The 24254-nt window shown below is 68.2% G+C and carries 27 protein-coding genes; 17 read left to right on the top strand and 10 right to left on the bottom strand.

From position 1 onward, the window contains the following. The first annotated feature begins 10 nt into the window (after positions 1-10). On the top strand, positions 11-874 hold the full coding sequence (locus AWC25_RS12245; RefSeq protein ID WP_069400698.1) for a 3-hydroxybutyryl-CoA dehydrogenase: 864 nt from the start codon (positions 11-13) through the stop codon (positions 872-874). 95 nt (positions 875-969) lie between these two features. Beyond that, entirely contained in the window at positions 970-1830 is an 861-nt protein-coding gene (locus tag AWC25_RS12240; protein WP_069400699.1) for a cyclopropane mycolic acid synthase family methyltransferase, read from the top strand. Between the two features lie 48 nt (positions 1831-1878). Here the strand turns inward: AWC25_RS12240 and pcaA are convergent, their stop codons facing one another. Together pcaA and AWC25_RS12230 are read right to left on the bottom strand one after the other, a co-directional pair. After that, the gene (gene pcaA / locus AWC25_RS12235; RefSeq protein ID WP_085166857.1) at positions 1879-2742 is read right to left on the bottom strand and encodes a cyclopropane mycolic acid synthase PcaA; all 864 of its coding nucleotides are present in this window, start codon (positions 2740-2742) and stop codon (positions 1879-1881) included. 183 nt (positions 2743-2925) lie between these two features. Beyond that, complete coding sequence (locus AWC25_RS12230) at positions 2926-3627, bottom strand: TetR/AcrR family transcriptional regulator (protein WP_061558207.1); 702 nt, start codon at positions 3625-3627, stop codon at positions 2926-2928. Positions 3628-3765: 138 nt separating this feature from the next. Between AWC25_RS12230 and AWC25_RS12225 the strand changes: the two genes are divergently transcribed. From AWC25_RS12225 to deoC, 6 genes are all read left to right on the top strand, one after another. Continuing rightward, the gene (locus AWC25_RS12225) at positions 3766-5145 is read left to right on the top strand and encodes a DUF445 domain-containing protein (RefSeq protein WP_198166661.1); all 1380 of its coding nucleotides are present in this window, start codon (positions 3766-3768) and stop codon (positions 5143-5145) included. Between the two features lie 88 nt (positions 5146-5233). Continuing rightward, entirely contained in the window at positions 5234-5656 is a 423-nt protein-coding gene (locus AWC25_RS12220; RefSeq protein WP_069400701.1) for a helix-turn-helix domain-containing protein, read from the top strand. Positions 5657-5757: 101 nt separating this feature from the next. Continuing rightward, complete coding sequence (gene hbhA, locus AWC25_RS12215; RefSeq protein ID WP_069400744.1) at positions 5758-6366, top strand: heparin-binding hemagglutinin HbhA; 609 nt, start codon at positions 5758-5760, stop codon at positions 6364-6366. Positions 6367-6462: 96 nt separating this feature from the next. Beyond that, on the top strand, positions 6463-6726 hold the full coding sequence (locus AWC25_RS12210) for a DUF2516 family protein (RefSeq protein ID WP_142278814.1): 264 nt from the start codon (positions 6463-6465) through the stop codon (positions 6724-6726). Positions 6727-6730: 4 nt separating this feature from the next. Beyond that, a complete protein-coding gene (locus AWC25_RS12205; RefSeq protein ID WP_069400703.1) occupies positions 6731-7204 on the top strand; it encodes a DUF2599 domain-containing protein in 474 nt (157 codons plus the stop codon). Between the two features lie 11 nt (positions 7205-7215). Continuing rightward, positions 7216-7884, top strand: a complete 669-nt coding sequence (gene deoC, locus AWC25_RS12200) for a deoxyribose-phosphate aldolase (RefSeq protein ID WP_069400745.1) — start codon at positions 7216-7218, stop codon at positions 7882-7884. 9 nt (positions 7885-7893) lie between these two features. Here the strand turns inward: deoC and AWC25_RS12195 are convergent, their stop codons facing one another. From AWC25_RS12195 to AWC25_RS12185, 3 genes are all read right to left on the bottom strand, one after another. Further along, a complete protein-coding gene (locus AWC25_RS12195) occupies positions 7894-8904 on the bottom strand; it encodes an LmeA family phospholipid-binding protein (protein ID WP_069400704.1) in 1011 nt (336 codons plus the stop codon). After that, positions 8901-9743 (bottom strand): carbon-nitrogen hydrolase family protein, encoded by an 843-nt coding sequence (locus AWC25_RS12190; RefSeq protein WP_085166856.1) that lies wholly within the window; start codon positions 9741-9743, stop codon positions 8901-8903. The genes AWC25_RS12195 and AWC25_RS12190 overlap by 4 nt, the downstream gene beginning before the upstream one ends. A gap of 70 nt (positions 9744-9813) precedes the next feature. Next, positions 9814-10335 carry a DUF2505 domain-containing protein gene (locus AWC25_RS12185; RefSeq protein WP_069400706.1) on the bottom strand — a complete coding sequence of 174 codons (522 nt, stop codon included), beginning with the start codon at positions 10333-10335 and terminating at the stop codon, positions 9814-9816. A 26-nt stretch (positions 10336-10361) separates the two neighbouring features. Here AWC25_RS12185 and AWC25_RS12180 point away from each other — a divergent pair, with 26 nt between their 5' ends. Both AWC25_RS12180 and AWC25_RS12175 read left to right on the top strand, forming a co-directional pair. Further along, on the top strand, positions 10362-11462 hold the full coding sequence (locus AWC25_RS12180; protein WP_069400707.1) for a UDP-N-acetylmuramate dehydrogenase: 1101 nt from the start codon (positions 10362-10364) through the stop codon (positions 11460-11462). 45 nt (positions 11463-11507) lie between these two features. Further along, positions 11508-12860 (top strand): L,D-transpeptidase, encoded by a 1353-nt coding sequence (locus tag AWC25_RS12175; protein WP_069400708.1) that lies wholly within the window; start codon positions 11508-11510, stop codon positions 12858-12860. Here the strand turns inward: AWC25_RS12175 and AWC25_RS12170 are convergent. Next, a complete protein-coding gene (locus AWC25_RS12170) occupies positions 12844-13593 on the bottom strand; it encodes an SDR family NAD(P)-dependent oxidoreductase (RefSeq protein ID WP_069400709.1) in 750 nt (249 codons plus the stop codon). The genes AWC25_RS12175 and AWC25_RS12170 overlap by 17 nt on opposite strands. Positions 13594-13770: 177 nt before the next feature. Here AWC25_RS12170 and AWC25_RS12160 point away from each other — a divergent pair, with 177 nt between their 5' ends. The 6 genes from AWC25_RS12160 (at position 13771) to regX (ending at position 19910) form a co-directional block, all read left to right on the top strand. Continuing rightward, the gene (locus tag AWC25_RS12160) at positions 13771-15078 is read left to right on the top strand and encodes an ROK family transcriptional regulator (RefSeq protein ID WP_085166855.1); all 1308 of its coding nucleotides are present in this window, start codon (positions 13771-13773) and stop codon (positions 15076-15078) included. Between the two features lie 42 nt (positions 15079-15120). Then, positions 15121-16461 (top strand): D-inositol-3-phosphate glycosyltransferase, encoded by a 1341-nt coding sequence (mshA, locus tag AWC25_RS12155; RefSeq protein ID WP_085166854.1) that lies wholly within the window; start codon positions 15121-15123, stop codon positions 16459-16461. 55 nt (positions 16462-16516) lie between these two features. Next, positions 16517-17026 carry a type III secretion system chaperone family protein gene (locus tag AWC25_RS12150; protein ID WP_169717124.1) on the top strand — a complete coding sequence of 170 codons (510 nt, stop codon included), beginning with the start codon at positions 16517-16519 and terminating at the stop codon, positions 17024-17026. A 23-nt stretch (positions 17027-17049) separates the two neighbouring features. Further along, positions 17050-17799, top strand: coding sequence for a phosphoglyceromutase (locus AWC25_RS12145; protein WP_069400713.1), 750 nt, complete (start codon positions 17050-17052; stop codon positions 17797-17799). Positions 17800-17950: 151 nt separating this feature from the next. After that, positions 17951-19180 (top strand): sensor histidine kinase, encoded by a 1230-nt coding sequence (locus AWC25_RS12140; protein WP_142278806.1) that lies wholly within the window; start codon positions 17951-17953, stop codon positions 19178-19180. A 46-nt stretch (positions 19181-19226) separates the two neighbouring features. Then, entirely contained in the window at positions 19227-19910 is a 684-nt protein-coding gene (gene regX / locus AWC25_RS12135; RefSeq protein WP_044509684.1) for a two-component sensory transduction protein RegX, read from the top strand. On the opposite strand, the gene AWC25_RS26530 is transcribed toward regX, so the two are convergent. The 4 genes from AWC25_RS26530 to AWC25_RS12120 all read right to left on the bottom strand — a co-directional run bounded on the left by AWC25_RS26530 (position 19907) and on the right by AWC25_RS12120 (position 23337). Continuing rightward, entirely contained in the window at positions 19907-20110 is a 204-nt protein-coding gene (locus AWC25_RS26530; protein ID WP_142278805.1) for a hypothetical protein, read from the bottom strand. The two genes, regX and AWC25_RS26530, sit on opposite strands and share 4 nt — an antisense overlap. An 88-nt stretch (positions 20111-20198) precedes the next feature. Further along, a complete protein-coding gene (locus AWC25_RS12130; RefSeq protein ID WP_085166852.1) occupies positions 20199-22061 on the bottom strand; it encodes a GMC family oxidoreductase in 1863 nt (620 codons plus the stop codon). Continuing rightward, entirely contained in the window at positions 22058-22387 is a 330-nt protein-coding gene (locus AWC25_RS12125) for a hypothetical protein (RefSeq protein ID WP_085166851.1), read from the bottom strand. The genes AWC25_RS12130 and AWC25_RS12125 overlap by 4 nt, the downstream gene beginning before the upstream one ends. Next, complete coding sequence (locus AWC25_RS12120) at positions 22384-23337, bottom strand: hypothetical protein (RefSeq protein WP_069400716.1); 954 nt, start codon at positions 23335-23337, stop codon at positions 22384-22386. Before AWC25_RS12120 ends, AWC25_RS12125 begins: the two co-directional genes overlap by 4 nt. A gap of 51 nt (positions 23338-23388) precedes the next feature. Here AWC25_RS12120 and AWC25_RS12115 point away from each other — a divergent pair, with 51 nt between their 5' ends. Beyond that, positions 23389-24108, top strand: coding sequence for a FadR/GntR family transcriptional regulator (locus tag AWC25_RS12115; protein WP_085166850.1), 720 nt, complete (start codon positions 23389-23391; stop codon positions 24106-24108). The last annotated feature ends 146 nt before the right edge of the window (positions 24109-24254 follow it).

Genomic DNA, 24254 nt, shown 5'->3' with positions numbered 1-24254 from the left:
CGGAGAAACAGTGAGCGACACAGGGATTGCGCGAGTAGGAGTTGTCGGGGCCGGGCAGATGGGATCCGGAATCGCCGAAGTCTCCGTCCGCGCCGGCGTCGCCGTCACCGTGTACGAAACCACCGACGCCCTCGTCACCGCGGGGCGAAACCGCATCGTGAAGTCGCTGGAGCGAGGCGTCAGCGCGGGCAAGGTGACCGAGCGCGAGCGGGACCGTGCGCTGAGCCAGCTCACCTTCACCACCGACTTGACCGACCTCGCCGACCGGCAGCTGGTGATCGAGGCGATCATCGAGGACGAGGCCGTCAAGGCCGAGGTCTTCGCCAAGCTCGACGAGGTGATCACCGACCCGGACGCGGTGCTCGCGTCGAACACCTCCAGCATCCCGATCATGAAGCTCGCGGCCGCCACCAAGAATCCCAAGCGGGTGCTGGGCCTGCACTTCTTCAACCCCGTTCCGGTGCTGCCGCTGGTCGAACTGGTCAGCACGCTGGTCACAGACGAGGCCGCGGCCGCGCGCACCGAAGAGTTTGCCAGCGCCGTGCTCGGCAAACGGGTGGTGCGCTGCTCGGACCGGTCCGGGTTCGTCGTCAACGCCCTGCTGGTGCCCTACCTGCTGTCAGCGATACGGATGGTGGAGTCCGGTTTCGCCACCGTCGAGGACGTCGACAAGGCGATCGTCGCCGGACTGTCGCACCCGATGGGGCCGCTGCGGCTTTCCGACCTGGTGGGGCTGGACACCCTCAAGCTGATCGCCGACAAGATGTACGAGGAATTCAAGGAGCCGCACTACGGCCCACCGCCGTTGCTGCTGCGGATGGTCGAGGCCGGCATGCTGGGCAAGAAATCCGGTCGGGGTTTCTACACGTACTGAGACACCCGGGCGCCACGCACTTCGGTTATCTGGCATTTACTTCGTTTTTTGGATACCATCCTCGCGACCAATCGAGGGAAGGTAGCCACCCGGGCATGGCGCAACTGAGACCGTATTACGAAGAATCGCAATCGATTTACGACGTATCCGACGAATTTTTCGCTCTATTTCTGGATCCGACGATGGGTTACACGTGCGCGTATTTCGAACGCGACGACATGACTCTCGAGGAAGCGCAGCAGGCCAAGTTCGACCTGGCCCTGGGCAAGCTGAACCTCGAACCGGGGATGACGCTGCTCGACATCGGGTGCGGCTGGGGCGGCGCGCTGGTGCGCGCGGTTGAGAAGTTCGACGTCAACGTCATCGGAATCACGTTGAGCCGCAACCAGTTCGAATACAGCAAGAAAAAACTGTCCGCCATCCCGACCAACCGCTCCGTCGAGGTGCGGCTGCAGGGCTGGGAGGAATTCGAGGACCGGGTGGACCGTGTCGTCACCATCGGTGCATTCGAGGCGTTCAAGATGGAGCGCTACGCCGCGTTCTTCGACCGGATGTACAACGTCCTGCCTGACGACGGCCGCATGCTGCTGCACACGATCTTGACCTATACCCAGCAGCAGCAGCTGCAGCGCGGCGTGAGCATCACGATGAGCGACATCCGGTTCATGCGGTTCATCGGCACCGAGATCTTCCCGGGCGGCCAATTGCCCGCGCAGGAAGACATTTTCAGGTTCGGCGAGGCGGCCGGCTTTTCGATCGAGCGAGTGCAATTACTGCCAGAGCATTACGCCCGAACGCTGAACATTTGGGCCGCCAATCTCGAGGCCAACAAGGAAAAGGCGATCGCTATCCAATCCGAAGAGGTTTACGACCGTTATATGCACTATTTGACGGGATGCGAGAACTTCTTCATCAAGGGCATCAGTAATGTGGGGCAATTCACCCTGGTGAAATGACGAGACCCCGGGCGCGGTGCCGGGGCCTCGGAGGCGGAATAGCGCCGGTTACTTTTCCAGCGTGAACTGGTCGACGTCGGTATAGCCCTGGCGGAACAGCTTCGCGCAGCCGGTCAGGTACTTCATGTAGCGGTCGTAGACCTTTTCGGACTGGATCGCGATGGCGGTGTCCCGGTTCGCTTCGAGCGCGGCGGCCCACATGTCCAGGGTCCGCGCGTAGTGCAGCTGCAAAGACTGTGTGCGGGTGAGTTTGAAACCCGCGTCGCACGCGTGCTCCTCGACCAAGGCGGGAGTGGGTAGCCAGCCGCCCGGGAAAATCTCGGCCAGGATGAATTGCGTGAAATGAACGACTTCGTGCGTCAACGGCAAGCCCTTGGCCCGGGCCTCCTTGAACGACGGACGCACGATGGTGTGCAGCATCATCACCCCGTCGGCCGGCAACACCGAGTACGCCATCTCGAAAAAGCGCGCCCACCGGGCGCGGCCGAAGTGCTCGAAAGCGCCGATCGACACGATCCGGTCGACCGGCTGGTCGAATTTCTCCCAACCCTCGAGCAGCACCCGGCGGGTGCGGTGGGTGTCCAGTTCGTCGAACGACTTCTGCACGTGTTCGGCCTGATTCTCCGACAGGGTCAGCCCCACGACGTTGACGTCGTATTTCTCGATGGCCCGGCGCAGGGTAGCGCCCCAACCGCAACCGATGTCGAGCAGCGTCATCCCGGGTTCGAGGCGCAGTTTGGACAGCGACAGGTCGATCTTTGCGAGCTGAGCCTCCTGCAGCGTCATGTCGTCGCGCTCGAAGTACGCGCAGCTGTAGGTCTGGGAGGGGTCGAGAAAGAGCCGGAAAAAGTCGTCCGACAGGTCGTAGTGCGCCTGCACATTGCCGAAATGCGGGGTGAGCTGCACGGCCATAACGAAAGGAGCCTTCCTGTATCCCGGAGGTGCGGGGCCGACGTGGTCGGGGGTTGCCATGCACCCCCGGCGCATGCCCCTGCATGCTAGCGGTTTCCGCAGGCACATGCCGTGTGCCCCGGGCCACACCTAGGGTCACACGGCGCGGGCCGAACGCACAAAACGGCAGGCATGCCGGGGCGTTTACGAGTCTCGTGGTGGCACGATCGGCGACGGATGCGGCTCGGCGCGAAATTTCTCCAGCGATCCACCCACCTCGACGATTCCACACAGGGCGTTCCAGCTGAGCATCGTCAGGTAGTCGATCAACTCGTCTCTGGTCATCCGTGGATTGGACATCCACGAGTGCGTGGCCAATTGCACACCACCGACTATCAAGTAGGACCACGGCTCGGCGCCGCCGGTGTCCATCCCGGCCTGCACCATGCGACGGCGCATCATCACCGCGATCATCCGGGCGATGATCCGCTCGGAGTCGGCGATCACCTTGCTCTTGCTGGCCGAGCTGTTCGCCATCACGAACCGATACGGTTCGGGCTCGTTGGCCACGGTGTCGACGTAGACGCGGATGACCTCCCGGGTCAGGTCGATCCCGTCGAGGTTGGAGGTCAACGCCGCGGCCATGTTCGGAATCAGCGTGGTCTGGGCAAACCGCATCATCACAGCCGTCGTCAAGTCGTTTTTGTCGACGAAATATCGGTACAGCACGGTTTTGGAAACGCCGATCTCCGCGGCGATCTCGTCCATGCTCAAGTAGCGGCCGTGCCGGCGAATCGCGTCGATCGTTCCATCAACCAGCTCGTTGCGGCGCTCCACCTTATGTTGGTGCCAACGCCGCTTACGACCGTCCGTCTTGACGATTACAGCCGGGATTTGCTCTGTCACTATCGACGATTCCCATTCACTAGAACGCTGTTGATAATACGGCGTAGCCGGTGTGGATGGCGGACGGGACGGCCATCGGAAACGGCGCCTGCGGCGGTGTCGTAACACGAACTGGCGCAATCGATACATGATGGTGGGGTGGCACATAGACCCTCGTCGCGAGCCGACGCACCGGGCACGGCCGCCGGGTGGGCGCAGCCGCCCTCGCCCGCGGCCGCGTCGCCGGCCCCGCGGACGTCCTTCGCGGAGTCGTTCGCTGGCGCCGACCCGGAGGCGGATGCCGCGCGGCGGGTAGCGCTGCGCCGCATGAAGTTGGTCGCGCTGAGCTTTCTGATCGGCGCCACCGGCGTGTTCCTTGCGTGCCGCTGGGCGCAGGCGCACGGCAGCGCCGGCGCCTGGGCCGGTTACGTCGGCGCGGCCGCGGAAGCCGGCATGGTGGGTGCGCTGGCCGACTGGTTCGCGGTGACGGCGCTGTTCAAGCATCCGTTGGGCATACCGATCCCGCACACCGCGATCATCAAGCGCAAGAAGGACCAGCTGGGTGAGGGCCTGGGCACCTTCGTGCGGGAGAACTTTTTGTCTCCGGAGGTGGTGGAGACCAAGCTGCGCGACGCCCAGGTGCCTGGCCGGCTCGGCAAGTGGTTGTCGGACGCCTCGCACGCCGAGCGGGTAGCCGGCGAGACCGCAACCGTGCTGCGCGTGCTCGTCGAGTTGCTGCGGGACGAAGACGTCCAGCAGGTGATCGACCGGATGATCGTGCGGCGCATCGCCGAACCGCAGTGGGGGCCGCCGGCGGGTCGGGTGCTGGCGACGCTGCTCGCCGAGAACCGCCAGGAAGCCCTGATCCAACTGCTGGCTGACCGGGCGTTCCAGTGGTCGCTGAACGCGGGCGAGATCATCCAGCGCGTCGTCGAGCGTGACTCGCCGACGTGGTCGCCGCGCTTCGTCGACCACCTCGTCGGGGATCGCATCCATCGCGAACTGATGGACTTCACCGACAAGGTGCGCCGCAACCCGGATCACGAACTGCGCCGATCGGCCACCCGCTTTCTGTTCGAATTCGCCGACGATCTGCAACACGATCCGGACACCATCGCCCGCGCCGACGCGGTCAAAGAGCAGCTGATGGCGCGCGACGAGATCGCCAATGCCGCGGCGACGGCGTGGAAGACGCTGAAGCGTCTGGTGCTCGAGGGCGTCGACGACCCGTCCTCGGCGCTGCGCACCCGCATCGCCGACGCCGTCGTTCGCATCGGCGAGTCGTTGCGCGACGACGCCGAGCTACGCGACAAGGTCGACGCCTGGATCGCGCGGGCCGCCCAGCACCTGGTCTCGCAGTATGGGGTCGAGATCACGGCGATCATCACCGACACGATCGAACGGTGGGACGCCGAGGAGGCAAGTCGGCGCATCGAGCTGCATGTTGGCCGCGATCTGCAGTTCATCCGGATCAACGGCACCGTGGTCGGCTCGCTGGCGGGGTTGGTGATCTACACCATCGCGCAGCTCTTTTTCTAGGGGTGCTAACTAGCGCTTGCAAATGCAAGCACATGTCCGTACGCTGCGTACCTGTCAATGTTTGCCCACGGGACGAAAAGGAGCCCGCATGCCGCCGGAGGAGACGCTCTCCGCGAAGGTGTCCACCGCGGCCTCCGACATGGCGTCCGACATCGGCAGCTTCATCCGCAGCCAGCGCGAACTGGCCCAGGTGTCGGTGCGCCAACTCGCCGAACTGGCCGGCGTCAGCAACCCGTACCTGAGCCAGGTGGAGCGCGGACTGCGCAAACCGTCCGCCGACGTGCTCAGCCAGATCGCGAAGGCGCTGCGGGTCTCCGCTGAGGTTCTCTACGTGCGGGCCGGAATCCTCGAGCCCAGCGACAAGAGCCAAGTGCGCGACGCCATCATCACCGACACCGCGATCACCGAGCGTCAAAAGCAGATTCTGCTCGACATCTACGCCTCCTTTGCCCAGCAAAACGAGGCCATCCGTGAGGAGCCCGCACCCGAATCGACAGCCACGAATGAGTAGCCGCGTCCCGGCGCCGCGGTCGCGCTGATGCCGACCGGGTCCCGCCCGGAGACCGAATTTCACAGACCTCAGCCCGACAACCAACCATGAAAGGAAAAACCATGGCTGAAAACACGAACATCGAAGAACTGCGGGCACCGTTGCTCGCCGCCCTGGGGGCCGCCGACCTGGCCCTGGCCACCGTGAACGAACTCATCGGCAACCTGCGCGAGCGGGCCGAAGACACCCGCACCGACACCCGCAGCCGCGTCGAGGAGAGCCGCGCTCGGATCGCCAAGCTGCAGGAAGACCTGCCCGAGCAGTTCACCGAGCTGCGCGAGCGCTTCACCCCCGAGGAACTGCGCAAGGCCGCCGAAGGCTACCTGGAGGCCGCGACCAGCCGGTACAACGAGCTCGTCGAGCGGGGCGAGGCCGCGCTGCAGCGGCTGCGCAGCCAGCGGCCGTTCGAGGAGACCACGGCGCGCGCCGAGGGCTACGTCGACCAGGCCGTCGAGCTGACCCAGGAGGCGCTGGGCACCGTGGCGTCGCAGACCCGCGCGGTCGGCGAGCGTGCCGCCAAGCTGGTCGGCATCGAGCTGCCCCGCAAGGCGGAGGGGACCTCCACGGCGGTGGCCAAGAAGGCCCCGGCCAAGAAGGCTCCGGCCAAGAAAGCCCCCGCCAAGAAGGCACCGGCGAAGAAGGCCGCCGCCAAGAAGGTCACGCAAAAGTAGTCCGAGCGCCGAGTGGCCCTGCGGGGCGGCTCGGATTCGACGGACATGACGCAACCCGCATACCCTTGAGCGGTGAGCCAAGCCGTGAATACCGTCATGTGGGTCTTGCAGATCGGCGTCCTGGTCATGACGGTGTACGCGTTCGTACACGCCGCGATGCAGCGGGCCGACGCCTATACCGCCGCGGACAAGATGACCAAGCCGGTGTGGCTGGTGATCCTGGGCGGGGCCGTCGCATTGACATCCATCCTGGGCTATATTTTCGGGGTGCTCGGGATGGCAATCGCCGCCTGCGCGGCGGGTGTGTATCTGGTCGACGTGCGGCCAAAGCTGCTGGAAATTCAGGGTAAGTCGCGCTGACGCGATGAAGATCCTGATGGCCGTGCCCGCGGCCGTCGTCCTGCTGGGCGCGGCGCCGGCGGCGGGCTCGCTCGCCGGTGTGGCGTCGGCCGAGCCCGGCGCGATCGGCCCGGCCGACTCCGGCCCTGAGTCAGGTCCGCCGTTCGTCGATCACACCGCGTGGGTTTCCGAGTGGTCGCAGTGGGGAGACCGACCGACCCTGCGGGTCTTTCCGACCCCGTCCGGACGGCTGGCGTCCGGCCACCCCGGGACCGCGGCCGCCGGGGCCTGGTCTGAGGCCTGGTCCGAAGTGGTGGCAATGACGCCGGACGCCGACACTGCCGGTATGCGGGCGCAGTTCAGCTGCCATTGGCAGTTTGCCGAGACGGCCGAGCCCGGCAAGACCAGCTGGAATCTCGAGCCATGGCGTCCCGTCGTCGACGACGCCGAGATGGTCGCCTCCGGCTGCAATCCGGGCGGCCCGGAGGACCTCCGCTGATGGCCCCTCTGATGGCACTGAGCCGCACGCAGATGGCGGGCCTGGTCGACCATACGCTGCTCAAACCCGAGGCCACCGACGCCGATGTGAGGGCCTTGGTCGACGAAGCCGTGGACCTGGGCGTCTACGCGGTGTGCGTGTCCGCGTCGATGGTGCCGGTCGCCGCGGCCGTCCCGGGCGTGCGGGTCGCGGCGGTAGCCGGCTTTCCGTCGGGCAAGCACACATCGGCGGTCAAGGCCCAGGAGGCCGCCACGGCGGTCGCATCCGGTGCGAGCGAAGTCGACATGGTGATCGACATCGGTGCCGCGCTAGCCGGGCAGCTGGCGGCGGTGCGTTCCGACATCGCGACGGTGCGCGCCGCGATACCCGACGCGGTGCTCAAAGTGATCGTGGAATCGGCTGTGCTGCTGGGTGATTCGGACGGGCGCACGCTGACCGACGTGTGCCGTGTCGCTGCGGACGCCGGCGCCGACTTCGTCAAAACCTCGACCGGATTTCACCCCGCCGGCGGCGCGTCGGTTCGTGCCGTCGCCCTGATGGCCCAGACCGTCGGCGGCCGACTCGGCGTCAAAGCCAGCGGCGGAATCCGCACCGCGGCCGACGCGATCGCGATGGTGGGCGCCGGTGCCACCCGGCTGGGCCTGTCCGGCACCCGGGCGGTGCTCGACGGACTCGGCTAGCGCCCGCCCCTACAGGTTGGCGAAGCAGGAGTCGTTGTTGTCCCCGGCCGGAATGGTCGCATTGCGGGTGGAGAAGTGACTCGTCACCCCGGAGTCGGTGACCTGCACGCTGTCGGCGTGAATGCCCAGCGGGTAGTTGGCCGTCAGCTTCTGCGTGTAGCTATCCAGCGTCGACTGCACACTTTCGCGGGGCATTGTGAAGCCGAGCGCGTTGAAGCTCTGGATCTGTAGCTGGATGCCGTTGCCGGACACCACCGGCTTGGTGGTGATGTTGTCCAGCATCCCCTTGAGCTCGACGGTGCCGTCGCTGGGATGGGTGGTCACGCTGTTGGTGACGAAGGGACCCAGCACCGGGATCGCGTTCTGCACGGACTGCTTGATGCCGTCGCTGGTCCAGGTGATGGTCGCGTCGAGCGCGCCGATGGTGCCCTTGGCGTTGGCCGTCTTGTCGAGTTTGACGTCCTTGATGCTGATGTCGATCTTCATGGCCTTGGCGTCACGGACCTGGTTGCCCGCCGTCGACACCGAGATGTTGGTGAAGTGCTGCGTCGCGAGCTGCCACAGCAGCAGCGGCGCGACGCCGAACGACGCCGTCGCCTGATCCTGGACCTCGCAGGCGACCGCCTGGGCGACCTTGTTGTTGGCGACGTGACGGGCGTAAAGCTCCCCGCCGATCAGGCCCGCGAGCACCAACGACACCACGATCACGCAGATCAGGACGATGGCCAGCGGGTCGCGCAGCCGTTTGCCCTTCTTCGGCGCCGGCTCCTCGCTGGGGGCGGCGGTGCGTTGGGTGGGCGGCGCGGGCGGCGGCGCATAGCTCCCGCCCGGACTGTCCGGGCCGGCCGGGCCGCCGGGGCGAGGCCCCCCGGCGGCCGCCGCCGGATGCGGCGGCGGGGTGTTCCCGGGCGCGCTCAACCGCTCGGTAGGGCGTTCAGTGGGCGGGCCGAACGGGGTCTGATTGCCGGGACGCGCCCACGACGACGGGCCCTCGCTGGATGGTCCTTGCGGGTTCGTCACCCAACCGATTCTGCCCTATCGCCATGAGCAAACTCCGCTTGGTTGCGCAGCACCGCGATGCTCTCTCGGGCCCTGACGACCTCGTCGATGTCGATGTCGGCGACCACCAGCTGCGGGTCCGCGCCGGCCGCGGCGACCACTTCGCCGAAGGGGGAGGCCACCAAACTGCCGCCCACTCCGGTCGGCGCTGCGGACGCCGATCCCGAGTCGGCCAGCGTGTCACCGGGATCAGCCTGGCCGGCCGCGGCGACGTAACTCATCGAGTCCAGCGCGCGAGCGCGTGCCAGTAACGTCCACTGCTCGAGTTTTCCGGGACCCGACCCCCAGGAGGCGCACACGGCAATGAGCTGGGCGCCGCGGCGGGCCAGTTCGGTGTAGAGGCCCGGGAAGCGGATGTCATAGCAAACGGTCAGGCCGACGCCCACCCCGTCGACGGTGATCACCACCGGTTCCCGGCCGGGCGCGACGGTGCGCGACTCGGTGAAGCCGAACGCGTCGTAGAGGTGGATCTTGTCGTAGTGGGTGTCCGGCTGGTTGGGGGTGCCCGGTCCGGCCGCGATCAGGGTGTTGGTGACGCGGCCGTCGCCGGACGGGGTGAACATGCCGGCCACGACCGTGATGCCGGCGTCGGCGGCGATCCGTCGGACACCGTCCGCCCACGGGCCGTCGATGGGCTCGGCGATCGGTTTGAGCGGGACCCCGAACCGGCACATCGTCGCCTCGGGGAACACCACTAGCGTCGCGCCAGCGTCGGCGGCGCGACGGGTGTAGTCGCGGACCTGCTGCAGGTTCGCGGCCGGGTCGCTGCCACTGAGCAGTTGCGCCAACGCGATTCGCATGTCCGCCAGCTTAGGCGTGGGACGACGCGGGCAGCACGATCCCGGACCTATGCCCGGAACTATGCCGGAACTATGCGTTGTGGGTGATCCATTCGGTGGTGAAGCGTTGTTCCCGGTTGACCAGCTCGGCCAGATGGGTGCCGATGATCTTCTCCACCTTGCCGCCGATCAGCGGGATCCGGACCTGGATGGTGGCACGGTAGGTCAGGCGGGCGCGGCCGTCGGCGATCGGGGACAGCTCGGCCGTGCCCGCCACGTGCACCGGGGTATCCACGATCGAGCCTCGGATGGCTGCCGTCGCGACGCCGTCGGTGACCGCGCCCCAGCGTTCTTCGCGCCGGAACAACAGATCGCCGCGATGCAGCTGGGTCACCATCGCGGGCAGGTTGTGGCTGCGCACGTGCTGCAGGGTTACCACCTCGATGGTGCCGTCGTCCCCGGAGTCCCCCCCGACGCGAAGCGACTCCAGCCGAGCCTCGTCGACCGGAATATCGGCGAGCCGGGCCTGCCAGTAGGCCGCGTCAGCGAAAGCACGGTGCAGCTCCTCGACACGGTCCGCATAGTCGGCGGACAAGTCGAATGAGCGTGGCATAGCAGGTCAGGCTACCGTTACGGGCCATGAAGCCGAGCGAGGCCGGATCGCTCTTCGCCGGTGCGCACGTCGACGAGGCGGTGCCGTTGGCCCCGTTGACCACGTTGCGGGTGGGGCCGGTGGCGCGGCAGCTGATCACCTGCACCAGCAGCGAACAGGTCGTCGCCGTGCTGGGCGAGCTGGACGCGGCCAGCCGCGCGGGCGACGGCGGACCCGTGTTGGTGTTCGCCGGCGGCTCGAACCTGGTGATCGCCGACGACCTGCCCGACCTGACCGTGGTGCGGCTGGCCAGCCGCGGCATCACCGTCGAGGCCAACGTGGTGCGCGCCGAGGCCGGCGCGGTGTGGGACGACGTGGTGGTCGCCGCCATCGAACAGGGGCTGGGCGGGCTGGAATGCCTTTCCGGCATCCCGGGATCCGCCGGGGCGACCCCGGTGCAGAACGTGGGTGCCTACGGGGCGGAGGTCGCCGACACGATCACCCAGGTCCGGGTGCTGGATCGCCGCACCGGCGCGGTGCGCTGGATCCCCGGCGCGGAGCTCGGTTTCGGCTACCGCACCAGCATGTTCAAGCAGAACCCGCAGGTACCGGCGGTCGTGCTGGAGGTGGAATTCGCGCTGGACGCGACGGGCCGCAGCGCGCCGTTGCGCTACGGCGAACTGACCGCGGCGCTCAACGCGGCCACCGGTGACCGGGCCGACCCGCAGGCGGTGCGCGACGCGGTGCTGGCGCTGCGCGCCGGCAAGGGCATGGTGCTCGACCCCGCCGACCCGGACACCTGGAGCGTGGGCTCGTTTTTCACCAATCCGGTTGTCGCGCCGGCGGTTTACGAGTCGCTGGCCGCGCAGGTCGACGGCCCGGTGCCGCACTACCCGGCCCCGGCCGGGGTCAAGCTGGCCGCCGGCTGGCTGGTGGAGCGCGCGGGTTTCGGCAAGGGCTATCCCGACGATCCGACGGCTCCGTGCCGACTGTCCACCAGGCACGCGCTTGCTCTGACCAACCGCGGCAACGCCCGCACCGCGGACGTGATCGCATTGGCGCGTACCGTTCGCGACGGCGTGCGCGACGTGTTTGCCATCACACTGGAACCCGAACCTGTGCTGCTTGGGTGCGGGTTAGACGGCTAAATCACGCCCGGTCGGACGCCTTTTCGAGTTGTCGCGGCGCCGAGGATGTCGCCGCTGCCGGTATCTTTTAGTGTCGTGAGCACATCCGAGGACAGGCCGCCGATGAACCGGCGGCTAGCCCTGACCGCCCTGGGGCTGGGTGTGTTCGCGCCGAGTGTGCTGGCCGCCTGCGGCGGCAGTGCGACCAAGCAAGCGGAGAAGAGCAAACAGCAGTCGGCGCCCAGCCTGAAATACCAGCCCGCCGACAACGCCACCGATGTGGTTCCCATCGCGCCGATCAGCGTCTCGGTCACCGACGGCTGGTTTCAGAAGGTGGCGTTGACGAACTCGTCCGGCAAGGTCGTCGCCGGCGCGTTCAACGCCGACCGCACCGTCTACACCACCACCGAGCCGCTGGGCTACGACGCCACCTATAGCTGGAGTGGCTCGGTCGTCGGCCACGACGGCAAGACCGTCCCGGTCACGGGCAAATTCAGCACGGTCGCGCCCGCCAAGAAGATCGACGGCGGCTTCCAGTTGGCCGACGGGCAGACGGTCGGCGTCGCCGCGCCGATCATCATCCAGTTCGACGCGCCGATCAGCGACAAGGCCACGGTCGAGAAGGCGTTGACGGTCACCACCAACCCGCCCGTGGAGGGCAGCTGGGCCTGGCTGCCCGACGAACAGCAGGGCGCCCGCATCCACTATCGCCCCCGCGAGTACTACCCCGCGGGCACCACCGTCAGCGTCGACGCCAAGTTCTACGGGCTGCCGTTCGGTGACGGCGCCTACGGCCTGCAGGACATGTCACTGAAGATCCAGATCGGCCGGCGCCAGGTGGTCAAGGCCGAGGTGTCCTCGCACCGGATGCAGGTCGTCACCGACGCTGGTGTGATCATGGACTTCCCATGCAGCTACGGCGAGGCCGACAAGGCCCGCAACGTCACTCGCAACGGCGTCCACGTGGTCACCGAGAAGTACGCCGACTTCTACATGTCCAACCCCGCGGCCGGCTACAGCCACGTGCACGAACGCTGGGCGGTGCGAATCTCCAACAACGGCGAGTTCATCCACGCCAACCCGGCCAGTTCCGGTGCGCAGGGCAACACCAACGTCACCAACGGGTGCATCAACCTGTCGACCGAGGATGCCGCGCAGTACTACAGCTCGGCGATCTACGGCGATCCGGTCGAGGTGACCGGCAGCTCGATCCAGTTGTCTTATTCCGACGGCGACATCTGGGACTGGGCCGTGGATTGGGACACCTGGGTGGCCATGTCGGCGTTGCCGCCGCCGAGCGCACACCCGCCCGCCAGTCAGATCCCGGTGACCGCGCCGGTCACCCCGTCGACGGCGCCGAGCCTGTCGGGAACTCCGACCACCACGACGACGTCGCCGTCCCCTAGCCCCGGCGGTTGAACCGCACCGCGTTGGCCTGATCCCGCGGCCGGACCACGATCAGGTCCAGGTTGACGTGCGACGGCCGGGACGCCACGAACCCGATTACCTCCGCGACGTCGGTCGCGGTCAGCGGCGTGATGCCCGCATACACCGCGTCCGCGCGCTGCTGGTCGCCATCGAAGCGCACCAGTGAAAACTCGGTTTCGACTGCGCCAGGGGCGATTTCGGTGAGCCGCACCGGTTTTCCGAGCAGCTCACCGCGCAGCGTGCGGTGCACGGCGGCCTGGGCGTGTTTTGCCGACGTGTATCCCGCGCCGCCGTCGTAGACCTCCAGCGCGGCCCCCGAGGTGACGGTGATGATCAGGCCGTCGCCGGAGTCGATCAGCTTGGGCAACAGCGCGCGAGTGATCCGCAGCGTCCCCACCACATTGGTCTCCCACATCCACCGCCAATGCTCCAGGTCGGAGTCGGCCACCGGCGCCAACCCTCGAGCGCCACCCGCGTTGTTAACTAGCATGTCGACCCGGCCCACCGCGGAGGCCAAGGCTTGCACGGCCACCTCGTCTGTGACGTCGGCCACAACCGCGCTGCCGTCGATCTCCTCCGCGAGGGCGTTGATGCGGTCCGCGCGTCGGGCCACCGCAACCACATGAAACCCAAGGGCGGCAAGGGTTCTCGCGGTTGCTGCACCGATCCCGGAACTGGCGCCGGTGACTACCGCCACCCGTTGATTGGCGTTCGCAACACTCACCGGGACAACTCTAATAAACGTGCTAAATTCCTGATGTGCACCACAGCGCCCAGTTCAACAACACCGCCGCGTGTCTTTGCGCGGCATGTGCGTGTTGTTGCCGCGCACTTTGCCGCGCCTGAACCCAAAACAGGTTGTGGCCAAGACCGGCCATCAGAACTCGGACAAAGGACGCTCGTGCGCTCGACTTCTCTCACCCACACCCATCATTCGCCCAGCCGCAAGGGTCACCTCCGGCTGCATCGGCAAATCCTTCCGCCGGCGCTGCACATCGCCGACTCCGCCGCGGCCTCGGTATTCCGGGCGGTCCGGTTGCGCGGTCCGGTCGGCCGCGACGTCATCGCAGGGGTGACTTCGCTGAGCATCGCGACGGTGAACCGCCAGGTCATCGCCCTGCTCGACGCCGGGCTGCTCCGCGAACGGGCCGACCTGGCCGTCTCCGGGGCCATCGGACGCCCGCGCGTACCGGTCGAGGTCAACCACGAACCCTTCGTGACGCTCGGCATCCACATCGGCGCCCGCACCACCAGCATCGTGGCGACCGACCTGTTCGGCCGGACGCTGGACACCGTCGAGACCCCGACGCCGCTCAGCCCCCCGGCCGCCGCGCTGACCTCGCTTGCCGAAAGTGCCTGCCGCTATCTGCGGCGCTGGCACCGGCGCCGGCCGCTCTGGGTCGGAGTGGCCATCGGTGGCACCGTCGACGGCACCACCGGCCACGTCGACCACCCGCGGTTGGGGTGGCGGCAAGCGCCGGTCGGGCCGGTGCTTGCCGACGCGTTGGGCCTGCCCGTGTCGGTGGCCTCGCACGTCGACGCGATGGCCGGCGCCGAGCTGCTGCTGGGTATGCGGCGGTTCGCGCCCAGCTCGCCGACCAGCCTGTACGTCTACGCCCGCGAGACCGTGGGCTACGCGCTGGTGATCGGCGGACGGGTGCACTGCCCGTCCAGCGGTCCCGGCACCATCGCGGGTCTGCCGGCACACTCCGAGCTGCTCGGCGGCACCGGGCAGCTGGAGTCCACGGTCAGCGATGAGGCCGTCTTGGCCGCGGCCCGCCGGCTGCGCATCCTGCCGGCGGCCCCGGCGGTCCGGCCCAACGGCGCCACCACCGGCATCACCGATCTGATTCGGGTGGCCCGGTCCGGCAACCAGCAGGCCCAGGATTTGCTGGGGGAGCGGGCCCGGGTGCTCGGCGAGGCCGTCGCGTTGCTGCGTGACCTGCTCAATCCCGACGAGCTGGTGGTCGGCGGGCAGGCCTTCACCGAGTATCCGGAGGCGATGGAACAGGTGGAGTCGGCCTTCGCGGCGCGTTCGGTGCTGGCGCCGCGGGACATCCGGGTGACCGCCTTCGGCAACCGGGTGCAGGAAGCCGGAGCGGGCATCGTGTCGCTGGGCGGGCTGTACGTCGACCCCTTGGGTGCGATGCGCCGCGCCGGTGTGATCGGTTCCCGGATCGCCGAAATCATCCCGGAGTCATCCGCCTGACGCGGACGGCCGCCACTCGGGCCGTGCTGTAAAGATGAAAGAGTGCGGCACGACGAGGTCCTCCGAAACGATCCGCGCCGGGTCGCGCTATTGGCAGTGCACACCTCCCCCCTGGCGCAGCCCGGCACCGGCGACGCCGGCGGGATGAATGTGTACGTGTTGCAGAGTGCGTTGCATCTGGCCAGGCGGGGTATCGAGGTCGAGATCTTCACCCGGGCCACCGCCTCGGCCGATCCGCCGGTCGTCGAGGTCGAGCCCGGCGTGCTGGTGCGCAACGTGGTGGCGGGCCCGTTCGAGGGCCTGGACAAATACGATCTGCCCACCCAGCTGTGCGCGTTCGCGGCCGGGGTGCTGCGCGCCGAGGCGTCGCACGACGCCGGCTACTACGACATCGTGCACTCGCACTACTGGCTGTCCGGCCAGGTCGGTTGGCTGGCCCGGGATCGGTGGGCGGTGCCGCTGGTGCATACGGCGCACACCCTGGCGGCGGTGAAGAACGCCGCATTGGCCGTCGGCGACTCACCGGAGCCGCCGCTGCGCACGGTGGGCGAGCAGCAGGTCGTCGACGAGGCGGATCGGCTGATCGTCAACACCAATGACGAGGCGCAGCAACTGATCTCGCTTCACCGGGCCGACCCCGCCGCGATCGACGTGGTCCATCCCGGCGTCGACCTGGAGGTATTCCATCCCGGTGATCGTCGGGCCGCCCGGGCCGCCTTCGGGCTTGACCTCGAGGAACCCATCGTCGCTTTCGTCGGGCGCATCCAGCCGCTGAAGGCGCCCGACATCGTGCTGCGGGCGGCGGCGAAGCTGCCCGGCGTGCGCATCGTGGTCGCCGGCGGGCCGTCCGGCAGCGGCTTGGCCACGCCGGACGGACTGGTGCGCCTGGCCGACGAGCTCGGCATCACCGATCGGGTGACGTTCCTGCCGCCGCAGTCCCGCGAGGACCTGGCCACCCTGTTCCATGCCGCGAATCTTGTTGCGGTGCCTAGTTATTCGGAATCGTTCGGTCTGGTCGCGGTGGAGGCGCAGGCCTGCGGCACGCCGGTGGTGGCCGCCGCGGTCGGGGGGCTACCGGTGGCCGTGCGCGACGGGGTCACCGGCTGTCTGGTCCGCGGCCACGACGTCGACGACTGGGCGCACGCGCTCGACGGGCTGCTGGCGCTGGACGGCACCCCGCGGGGCCGGGCGATGAGTCGGGCCGCCGCAGCGCACGCGGCGACGTTCTCCTGGGAGAACACCACCGACGCGCTGCTGGCCAGCTACCGGCGGGCGATCAACGATTTCACCGCCGCACGGCAGCGCCGGGTCGGGTCGGCGCTGGATCGTGCGGCGGCCCGCAAACCACGCCGATGGGCACCGCGCCAGGGCGTGGGCGCATGAGCGGCCACAGCCGCACCGGCGCCGGTGTGCTGCGATGGGCCCGGGAGCGCAGCTCGTGACGGCGACGGTGCAGCAGGTGATCGAGCGGGCCCTGCAGGCCAGCGACCTGACCTATTCGAAACACGAAGGGGCGCACGGGGGTTTGCCCGGCCTGGTGGTGGAGCTGCCCGGCGAGCGTCGACTCAAGACCAACACCATCCTGAGCATCGGTGAGCATTCGGTGCGCATCGAGGCATTCGTGTGCCGCAAGCCCGACGAGAATCACGAGGGCGTCTACCGGTTCCTGCTCAAGCGCAACCGCCGGCTTTACGGGGTCGCGTACACCCTCGACAACGTGGGGGACATCTATCTGGTCGGCCGGATGTCGCTGGCCTCGGTGGACGCCGAGGAAATCGACCGCGTGCTCGGGCAGGTCCTGGAGGCGGTGGATTCGGATTTCAACACCTTGCTCGAGTTGGGTTTTCGGTCCTCCATCCAAAAGGAGTGGGAGTGGCGGGTCTCGCGCGGCGAGTCGCTGAAGAATCTGGAGGCTTTCAGCCACCTGATCGAAGATGACGACCATTAGTTGGTGCGTGAGAGACTGACCGCATGGCTGACACTGCGACCCTGGTATTACTTCGCCACGGCGAGAGTGAATGGAACTCGCTGAACCTGTTCACCGGATGGGTCGACGTCGGCCTCACCGAAAAGGGGCGGACCGAAGCGGTGCGCAGCGGCGAGCTGCTGGCCGAACACAATTTGCTGCCCGACGTGCTGTACACGTCGTTGTTGCGGCGGGCGATCACCACCGCCCATCTGGCGCTGGATGCCGCGGATCGGCTGTGGATCCCCGTGCATCGCAGTTGGCGGCTCAATGAACGGCACTACGGCGCGCTGCAGGGCCTGGACAAGGCCGAAATCAAGGCGCGCTACGGCGACGAGCAATTCATGGCCTGGCGGCGCAGCTACGACACCCCCCCGCCGTCCATCGAGAAGGGCAGCAAATACAGCCAGGACGCCGACCCGCGTTATGCCGACATCGGCGGCGGCCCGCTCACCGAATGCCTGGCCGACGTGGTGGTGCGCTTCCTGCCGTATTTCACCGACGTCATCGTCCCGGATCTGCGGGTCGGCCGGACGGTGCTCATCGTCGCGCACGGCAACTCGCTGCGGGCGCTGGTCAAACACCTCGATCAGATTTCCGACGAGGCGATCCCCGGGCTGAACATCCCCACCGGCATCCCGCTGCGGTACGACCTGGATGCCGACCTGCGTCCGGTGGTGGCGGGCGGTACCTATCTGGACCCGGAGGCGGCGGCCGCCGGCGCCGCGGCGGTAGCCAGCCAGGGCAATCGGTAGGCTTTTTGCAGCGGCGTCGCTCACGCCAGGACGCTCGTCAGCCAAACATCGCGTGAACGGCGGTGGAACAGATGTGACGCAAGTTGTGACTTGTCCGATTTTGGCCTCGTTCCGCTAGGGCTGCGTTCACCAGATTTGTAGGATTTCGTTCGTGACCGTGTTCTCGGCGCTGTTGCTGGCCGGGGTCTTGTCAGTGCTTGCGCTGGCCGTTGGTGTGGCGGCCGGCACTCGGTTGTCCGCACGGGTGGCGCTGCGGCGGCAGCGAGCGACCACCGAATCGACCGGTATCACCGTCGCGGAGATGCTGCAGCAGATCGTCACGCTGATGCCGCTGGGCGCGGCGGTGGTGGATTCCCACCGCGACGTCGTCTACCTCAACGAGCGGGCCAAGGAACTGGGCCTGGTGCGCGACCGCCAGCTCGACGACGAAGCCTGGGATGCGGCGCAGCAGGCGCTCGACGGCGAACAGATCGAGTTCGATCTGCAGCCCGCCAAGCGTGCGGCCGCCGGCCGGTCCGGGATTTCGGTGCACGGTCAGGCTCGGCTGCTCAGCGAGGAAGACCGCAGGTTTGCGGTCGTCTTCGTGCACGACCAATCCGACTATGCGCGCATGGAGGCGACCAGGCGCGACTTCGTCGCCAACGTCAGCCACGAACTCAAGACCCCCGTCGGCGCGATGGCCCTGCTCGCGGAGGCGTTGTTGGCGTCGGCGGACGACTCCGAAACCGTGCGCCGGTTCGCGGAAAAGGTGCTCATCGAGGCGAATCGGCTGGGGGACATGGTCGCCGAGCTCATCGAGCTGTCCAGGCTGCAAGGCGCGGAGCGTCTGCCCAACGTCACCGCCGTCGATGTCGATACCGTTGTGTCCGAAGCGATTTCACGACACAAGGTGGCGGCCGACAATGCCAAGATCGAGGTTCGCACCGACGCACCCACCGGGTTGCAGGTGCTGGGGGATCAAACGCTGTTGGTGACCGCGCTGGCCAATCTGGTGTCCAACGCGATCGCCTATTCGCCGCCGGGTTCGCCGGTGTCGATCAGCCGTCGCCGCCGCGGCGACAACATCGAAATCGCGGTCACCGACCGCGGTATCGGGATTGCGCTGGAAGACCAGGAGCGGGTCTTCGAGCGGTTTTTCCGGGGGGACAAGGCGCGTTCGCGAGCCACCGGCGGCAGTGGGCTGGGGTTGGCGATCGTCAAACACGTTGCCGCGAACCACGACGGCAGCATCGGCGTGTGGAGCAAGCCGGGAACCGGGTCGACGTTCACGTTGTCCATCCCGGCCTACCAGGACACCGCCGGCGACGAGGAACCCGAGCAACCCCGGGCTCGCGAGGTGCGGCCCAGCAGGTCCCAACGAGAGGAAGAACTGAGTCGATGACCCGCGTGCATGACGATGCAAGGCGAAAGGATGAGGAGCACCCCCGATGACCAGCGTGCTGATCGTTGAAGACGAGGAGTCGCTTGCCGACCCGCTGGCTTTTCTGCTCCGCAAGGAGGGCTTCGAGGCCACCGTGGTGACCGATGGGCAGGCTGCGCTCGCCGAGTTCGACCGGGCCGGCGCCGACATCGTGCTCCTGGACCTGATGCTGCCCGGCATGTCGGGCACCGACGTGTGCAAGCAGCTGCGGTCCCGCTCCGGCGTGCCGGTGATCATGGTGACGGCTCGCGACAGTGAGATCGACAAGGTGGTCGGCCTGGAGTTAGGCGCCGACGACTATGTGACCAAGCCGTATTCGGCACGCGAGCTGATCGCACGGATTCGGGCGGTGCTGCGCCGGGGCGGCGACGACGACTCCGAGATCAGCGACGGCGTCTTGGAGTCCGGGCCGGTGCGCATGGACGTCGAGCGGCACGTCGTGTCGGTCAACGGCGACACAATCACCTTGCCGCTCAAGGAATTTGATCTGCTCGAGTATCTGATGCGCAACAGCGGCCGGGTGCTGACCCGCGGGCAGCTGATCGATCGGGTCTGGGGCGCCGATTACGTCGGGGACACCAAGACGCTCGACGTGCACGTCAAACGGCTGCGGTCCAAGATCGAAGCCGACCCCGCCAATCCGGTGCACCTGGTGACCGTTCGGGGGCTGGGCTACAAGCTCGAGGGCTAGTTCGGCATCGCCGGATCGTCCCGCAACCGCGGCTGCACCGCCCCGGTCAGCTCCGGCGGGACCGTCATGACCATAAATTCCGGCGCCAGCACCACCGGCGTTTTCGTTCCCGTCGTTTCGGCCACCACACCGGCCGTGTCCGGGGTGGACGTCGCGAGTCCGCTGCTGGCCACGCCGGGCCTGGCGGGTACGGCTGGCATCCAACCCCAGCTCAACGCCGAGGCCCTCTCGGAGTTCCTGTCCGGAGCGGTCACCGCGGCGACCGGATGTGATCTCGACCTGGCAGGGTCAGCGGGCGCTGACCACCTCGCCGGCCACCGCCAGCGCCAGCGCCATGATGGACAGCTGCGGATTGACCTCCGGGCAGCTGGGCAGGATCGACGCGTCGGCCACCCACACACCGTCGATGCCGCGCAGCCGTCCCGTCTGATCGACGGGACAGACCTGCGCGTCGGCACCGGCGGCCGCGGTGCCGGTGGGATGGAAGGCGGCCAGGTGCAGGCTTCTCGGGTCGCTTCGGCTCAGCACGTCGCGCAACGCGGGCAGCGACGTCACCGTCATCGCCCCGGGCAAGGCGGTGAGCACCTCGACGGCTCCCGCCGCGAACAACAGCCGCCCCATGGCCGCGACCGCGATCATCAGCTTGGCGAGGTCGGCCCGAGAGATGTTGTAGCGCATGACCGTCTCGCCGCGCACCGAGGACACCGAGCCGACTCCGCGATCGGCGATCATGGCGCCGAACGTCGCGACTTGAGGCGCTCGGTCGAGCCAGCCGAGCAACCGAGCGCCGTACCCGGGATAGACCATCGAGCCCATCCCCGGCGGTGTCGAGGTCGCCTCGATCAGCACACCGTCCGACTCGTGAAGCTCGTGCACGGCCGCGCTCTGCAGCACCCCGCGCCAGGCCAGGACGTCGTCGTCGAACCGGCCGGCGAGCACCGTCGCGGGATGCAGCGCAAGGTTGCGCCCAAGGCGGGGGTGGGCGCCAATGCCGCTGCGGCGCAACAGGACCGGTGTCTCGGTAGCGCCGGCCGCGACGACGACGGTGTCGGCGAGGATGTCGATCACGGTGCCGTCCGGCCGGCGGGCCCGCACACCGCGGGCGCGGCCGTTATGGTGCAGCACCCGCTCGGCGCGGGCCTGGGCAATGATCCGCGCCCCCGCGGCGCAGGCCTGCGGCAGCGCGTTGAGGTGCACGCCGAACTTGGCGTTGCTCGGGCAGCCGATCGCGCATTGGCAACAGCCCCGACATCCCGGTGCGTTGCGGGGGATGGGCGCCGCACTCCAGCCCAGGGTTGCCGCGGCATCCAGCAGCAGGCGTCCGTTGCGGCCCATGATCTGCAGCGGCACCGGCGCGACCCGCAGCGTGCGCTCGACTTCGTCGAGATGCTGAGCCAGCCCGTCCGGTTCCGCCAGAGCCAGACCGAACTCGTCGTGCCAGCGACGCTGCACGGAATGTGGTGGCCGCAAACATGTTCCGGAATTCACCACGGTGGTGCCGCCGACCGCCCGGCCGGTGGGCGTGATGATGGAGGGGCGGCCCAGCGCAACGGTGGCGCCGGCGCCGCGGTACAACCCGGCATAGCGGTCGATCGGGTGGGTGGTGCGGAATTCGTTGACCGTCCACCGGCGTCCCTCCTCGAGGACCACGGTGTCCAGCCCGGCCCGGGCCAGGGTGCGCGCCACCATGGCCCCGCCCGCGCCGGAACCGACGATCACCGCGTCGGTGGTGATGACGGAGCGGCTCTGGGCCGATGGAATCACCGTCAACGGCGCGTCGGGTCGGGCCGGATCGTGCGCCTGGGCGCGTGAAAGTAGTTCTGGCGCAAAGGTATCCGCGCCATTGGCGAGCAGCACGATCGCCTTGAGGGCTTCGATCACGGCGCCGGCGTCCGGGCCGAGCGCGCTCAGCCGGTGCAGCACTCGATCGCGCCGGGCGGGGTCGAGGCGCGATAGCGACCGCCCGGTGGTGAGGCAGCTCGCCGTGTTCAGGCACAGCAGTGCGCCGCGCACCGCTAGTCGTGTCGTGGCGGGCAATTGGGTGAGATAGCGCTCGACGCGGCCGACCAGTTGACTCGACGGCGGGCCGCCGTGCTCCTCGGGCAGCAACGCGCTGCCGAACGAGGACAACGCCGACCCCGCCCGGCTCATAGCAAACGCGCGAGCCGGCGGCCCAGCTTGATGAAGAACGGATAGGTGGTGAAGATGGCCCCGGCCGCCGCGTGCAACTTCCAGCCGGCCGGTTCGGTCCTGACGCCGAAAGCGCCGCTGTTCCACATGAAGTCGCGGCCGTTGCGAGCCCGGAACGGTCGCCACAGCACGCCCAGCCCGGGCACGTTGTGGTAGAGCCCGAACGATCCGCCGAAGAAGACGCCGAGCGTGGCGGCCTCGGCGACGTCACGGCGATCCGGCGGCAGTTGCCGCTCGATCAGCACTCCGGACGCCACCAGCAGTGGCGGGTCCAACAGAAAGCTCACGTCAAGTCCTTACGTTCGTTGAGTTCCGGTGCCTGGCTGCCGCGCAGGCCGACTTCGGCGTGGCCGGTGCCCAGCACCGTCCATCGCCGGTCGTCGACTTCGACGTAGACGTCGGCCTGCTCGGTGTTGGTGCACACCGCGGCGCCGCCGTCGGGGTCGGTGTAGCCCAGGCTCACGCAGCGCTGCGGGGGCTGATCGACGCGGATGAGCACCCGGCGACCGCCGATCCGACCTTCCAGCTGCCAGTGCTGCAGTCCCAGCGTCGAGCGCATCCGAAGTGAGGGTAAAGGGCTTGCGGGCCAATCCTTTCCGTCGATCCGGAAGCGGACGAACGCCAGCGGCGGCAGTCGACGCAGTCCCGGCTTGTGGGACACCGCGGTGACCACCTCCAGGACATCGCCGCCGCCGAGGTCGGCGTGAATCCAGCCCCAGCGTTTGGCGTTGCCGTGTCCGTAGATGTGGGCGACGCCGCCGCGCCACCCCTCGATCTGCGCGGCGGCGTCGTCGATGGTCATCGAACCGGAGAAGTCGGCGGTGGGCGCGAGGACGACCTGGGCGCCGGGCAATAGTTCGCGTTGCCAGACGGGCCGGGGAAATGTCCACAACGGCGCGCCGGCGTCCTTCCAGGTCAGGTCCCAGGCCAGCGCCCCGGCCCGGCCGACCAGTTCTTCGGGGGCGGCGCGCACACCGGCCGCGTCGAACCAGGCGCCGACGGCCGGTCGCACCGGTGCGGGGCCGAAACGCCCGGTGCGTGGGGAGCCGTCGGCGGGAAACCAGGTGGCCCAGCCGTGCGCATAGGGGGAGCGGTCGCCGGTCGGCGCGACCGTCTCGCAATGCATCCACAGCCCCGCCCGGGTCCGCGGGTCCGACAGGGTGGCGTACCAGACCTCCAGCCGGCCGGCCTGGCCCCGCCAGCGCGGCGACGCCGCCGATCCATGCTCGTCGTCCACAGCCTCGCCTCCGCCCCGTTATCGGTTCCGTCCACTATATTGGTTGAGCCAATGAACCAGTCAAATGTCTTGCAGCCACCGGACCGCCAACGGGTGGACGAGCAGATCACCGCCTCGATCGCCGACGCCATCCTCGACGGCGCGTTTCCGCCCGGCTCGGCGCTGCCGCCCGAACGCGAGCTGGCCGAGCAGCTCGGGGTCAACCGCACGTCGTTGCGGCAAGGGTTGGCCCGGCTGCAGCAGATGGGCCTGATCGAGGCCCGCCACGGCAGCGGCAACGTGGTGCGCGACCCGCAGGAGCTGACGCATCCGGCGGTGGTCGAGGCGTTGATCCGCAAGTTGGGTCCCGAGTTCCTGGTCGAGCTGCTCGAGATCCGCGCCGCGCTCGGCCCGCTGATCGGCCGCTTGGCGGCGCAACGGTCCCGTCCCGAGGATGACAAGGCGTTGCGGGCCGCGCTGGCGGCGGTGCGCGACGCCGGCGGCGCGGCGGCGCTACAGGCCGCCGACCTCGCCTACTTTCGCGCGCTCATCCACGGCACCCGTAACCGTGCCTTGGGATTGCTCTACCGCTGGGTGGACGACGCCTTTGGCGGGCGGGAGCACGAGCTCACCCGCGCCTACGACGATCCCGAGCCCGTGGTGGCTGACCTGCGGGCGATCACCGACGCGGTGCTGACGCGCGACGCCCCCGCGGCCGCCGCGGCCGTCGAGGCCTACCTGAACGCCAGCGCGCTGCGCATGGTCGCGGCCTACCGCTCGCAAGCCACCTGACGCAACGCGTTCGCTCCCCGCCGAGGCGCTGGCGGCGCTGGCAACTCTGCGATGAGCAGAGTCGCAACCGACCTGATGTGATGCATGTCACCCTGACCAGCGTGGATTTTGGTGTTCGCCTGGTATTACATGTGATTGTTATTTGA

It is taken from the genome of Mycobacterium sherrisii (assembly GCF_002102355.1).
Lineage (GTDB): Bacteria > Actinomycetota > Actinomycetes > Mycobacteriales > Mycobacteriaceae > Mycobacterium > Mycobacterium sherrisii.
The sequence above is the reverse complement of the archived record's forward strand: the minus strand, read 5'-3'. Positions and strand labels throughout refer to the sequence as shown.

What these genes read in the sequence shown, in the direction of transcription:
- AWC25_RS12240 (WP_069400699.1), top strand. Translation starts at nt 970, where the DNA reads ATGGCGCAACTGAGACCGTATTACGAAGAATCGCAATCGATTTACGAC.
- pcaA (WP_085166857.1), bottom strand. Translation starts at nt 2,742, where the DNA reads ATGGCCGTGCAGCTCACCCCGCATTTCGGCAATGTGCAGGCGCACTAC.
- AWC25_RS12220 (WP_069400701.1), top strand. Translation starts at nt 5,234, where the DNA reads ATGCCGCCGGAGGAGACGCTCTCCGCGAAGGTGTCCACCGCGGCCTCC.
- hbhA (WP_069400744.1), top strand. Translation starts at nt 5,758, where the DNA reads ATGGCTGAAAACACGAACATCGAAGAACTGCGGGCACCGTTGCTCGCC.
- AWC25_RS12210 (WP_142278814.1), top strand. Translation starts at nt 6,463, where the DNA reads ATGTGGGTCTTGCAGATCGGCGTCCTGGTCATGACGGTGTACGCGTTC.
- AWC25_RS12205 (WP_069400703.1), top strand. Translation starts at nt 6,731, where the DNA reads ATGAAGATCCTGATGGCCGTGCCCGCGGCCGTCGTCCTGCTGGGCGCG.
- deoC (WP_069400745.1), top strand. Translation starts at nt 7,216, where the DNA reads ATGGCACTGAGCCGCACGCAGATGGCGGGCCTGGTCGACCATACGCTG.
- AWC25_RS12190 (WP_085166856.1), bottom strand. Translation starts at nt 9,743, where the DNA reads ATGCGAATCGCGTTGGCGCAACTGCTCAGTGGCAGCGACCCGGCCGCG.
- AWC25_RS12185 (WP_069400706.1), bottom strand. Translation starts at nt 10,335, where the DNA reads ATGCCACGCTCATTCGACTTGTCCGCCGACTATGCGGACCGTGTCGAG.
- AWC25_RS12180 (WP_069400707.1), top strand. Translation starts at nt 10,362, where the DNA reads ATGAAGCCGAGCGAGGCCGGATCGCTCTTCGCCGGTGCGCACGTCGAC.
- AWC25_RS12175 (WP_069400708.1), top strand. Translation starts at nt 11,508, where the DNA reads ATGTCGCCGCTGCCGGTATCTTTTAGTGTCGTGAGCACATCCGAGGAC.
- AWC25_RS12145 (WP_069400713.1), top strand. Translation starts at nt 17,050, where the DNA reads ATGGCTGACACTGCGACCCTGGTATTACTTCGCCACGGCGAGAGTGAA.
- regX (WP_044509684.1), top strand. Translation starts at nt 19,227, where the DNA reads ATGACCAGCGTGCTGATCGTTGAAGACGAGGAGTCGCTTGCCGACCCG.
- AWC25_RS26530 (WP_142278805.1), bottom strand. Translation starts at nt 20,110, where the DNA reads ATGCCAGCCGTACCCGCCAGGCCCGGCGTGGCCAGCAGCGGACTCGCG.
- AWC25_RS12130 (WP_085166852.1), bottom strand. Translation starts at nt 22,061, where the DNA reads ATGAGCCGGGCGGGGTCGGCGTTGTCCTCGTTCGGCAGCGCGTTGCTG.
- AWC25_RS12115 (WP_085166850.1), top strand. Translation starts at nt 23,389, where the DNA reads ATGAACCAGTCAAATGTCTTGCAGCCACCGGACCGCCAACGGGTGGAC.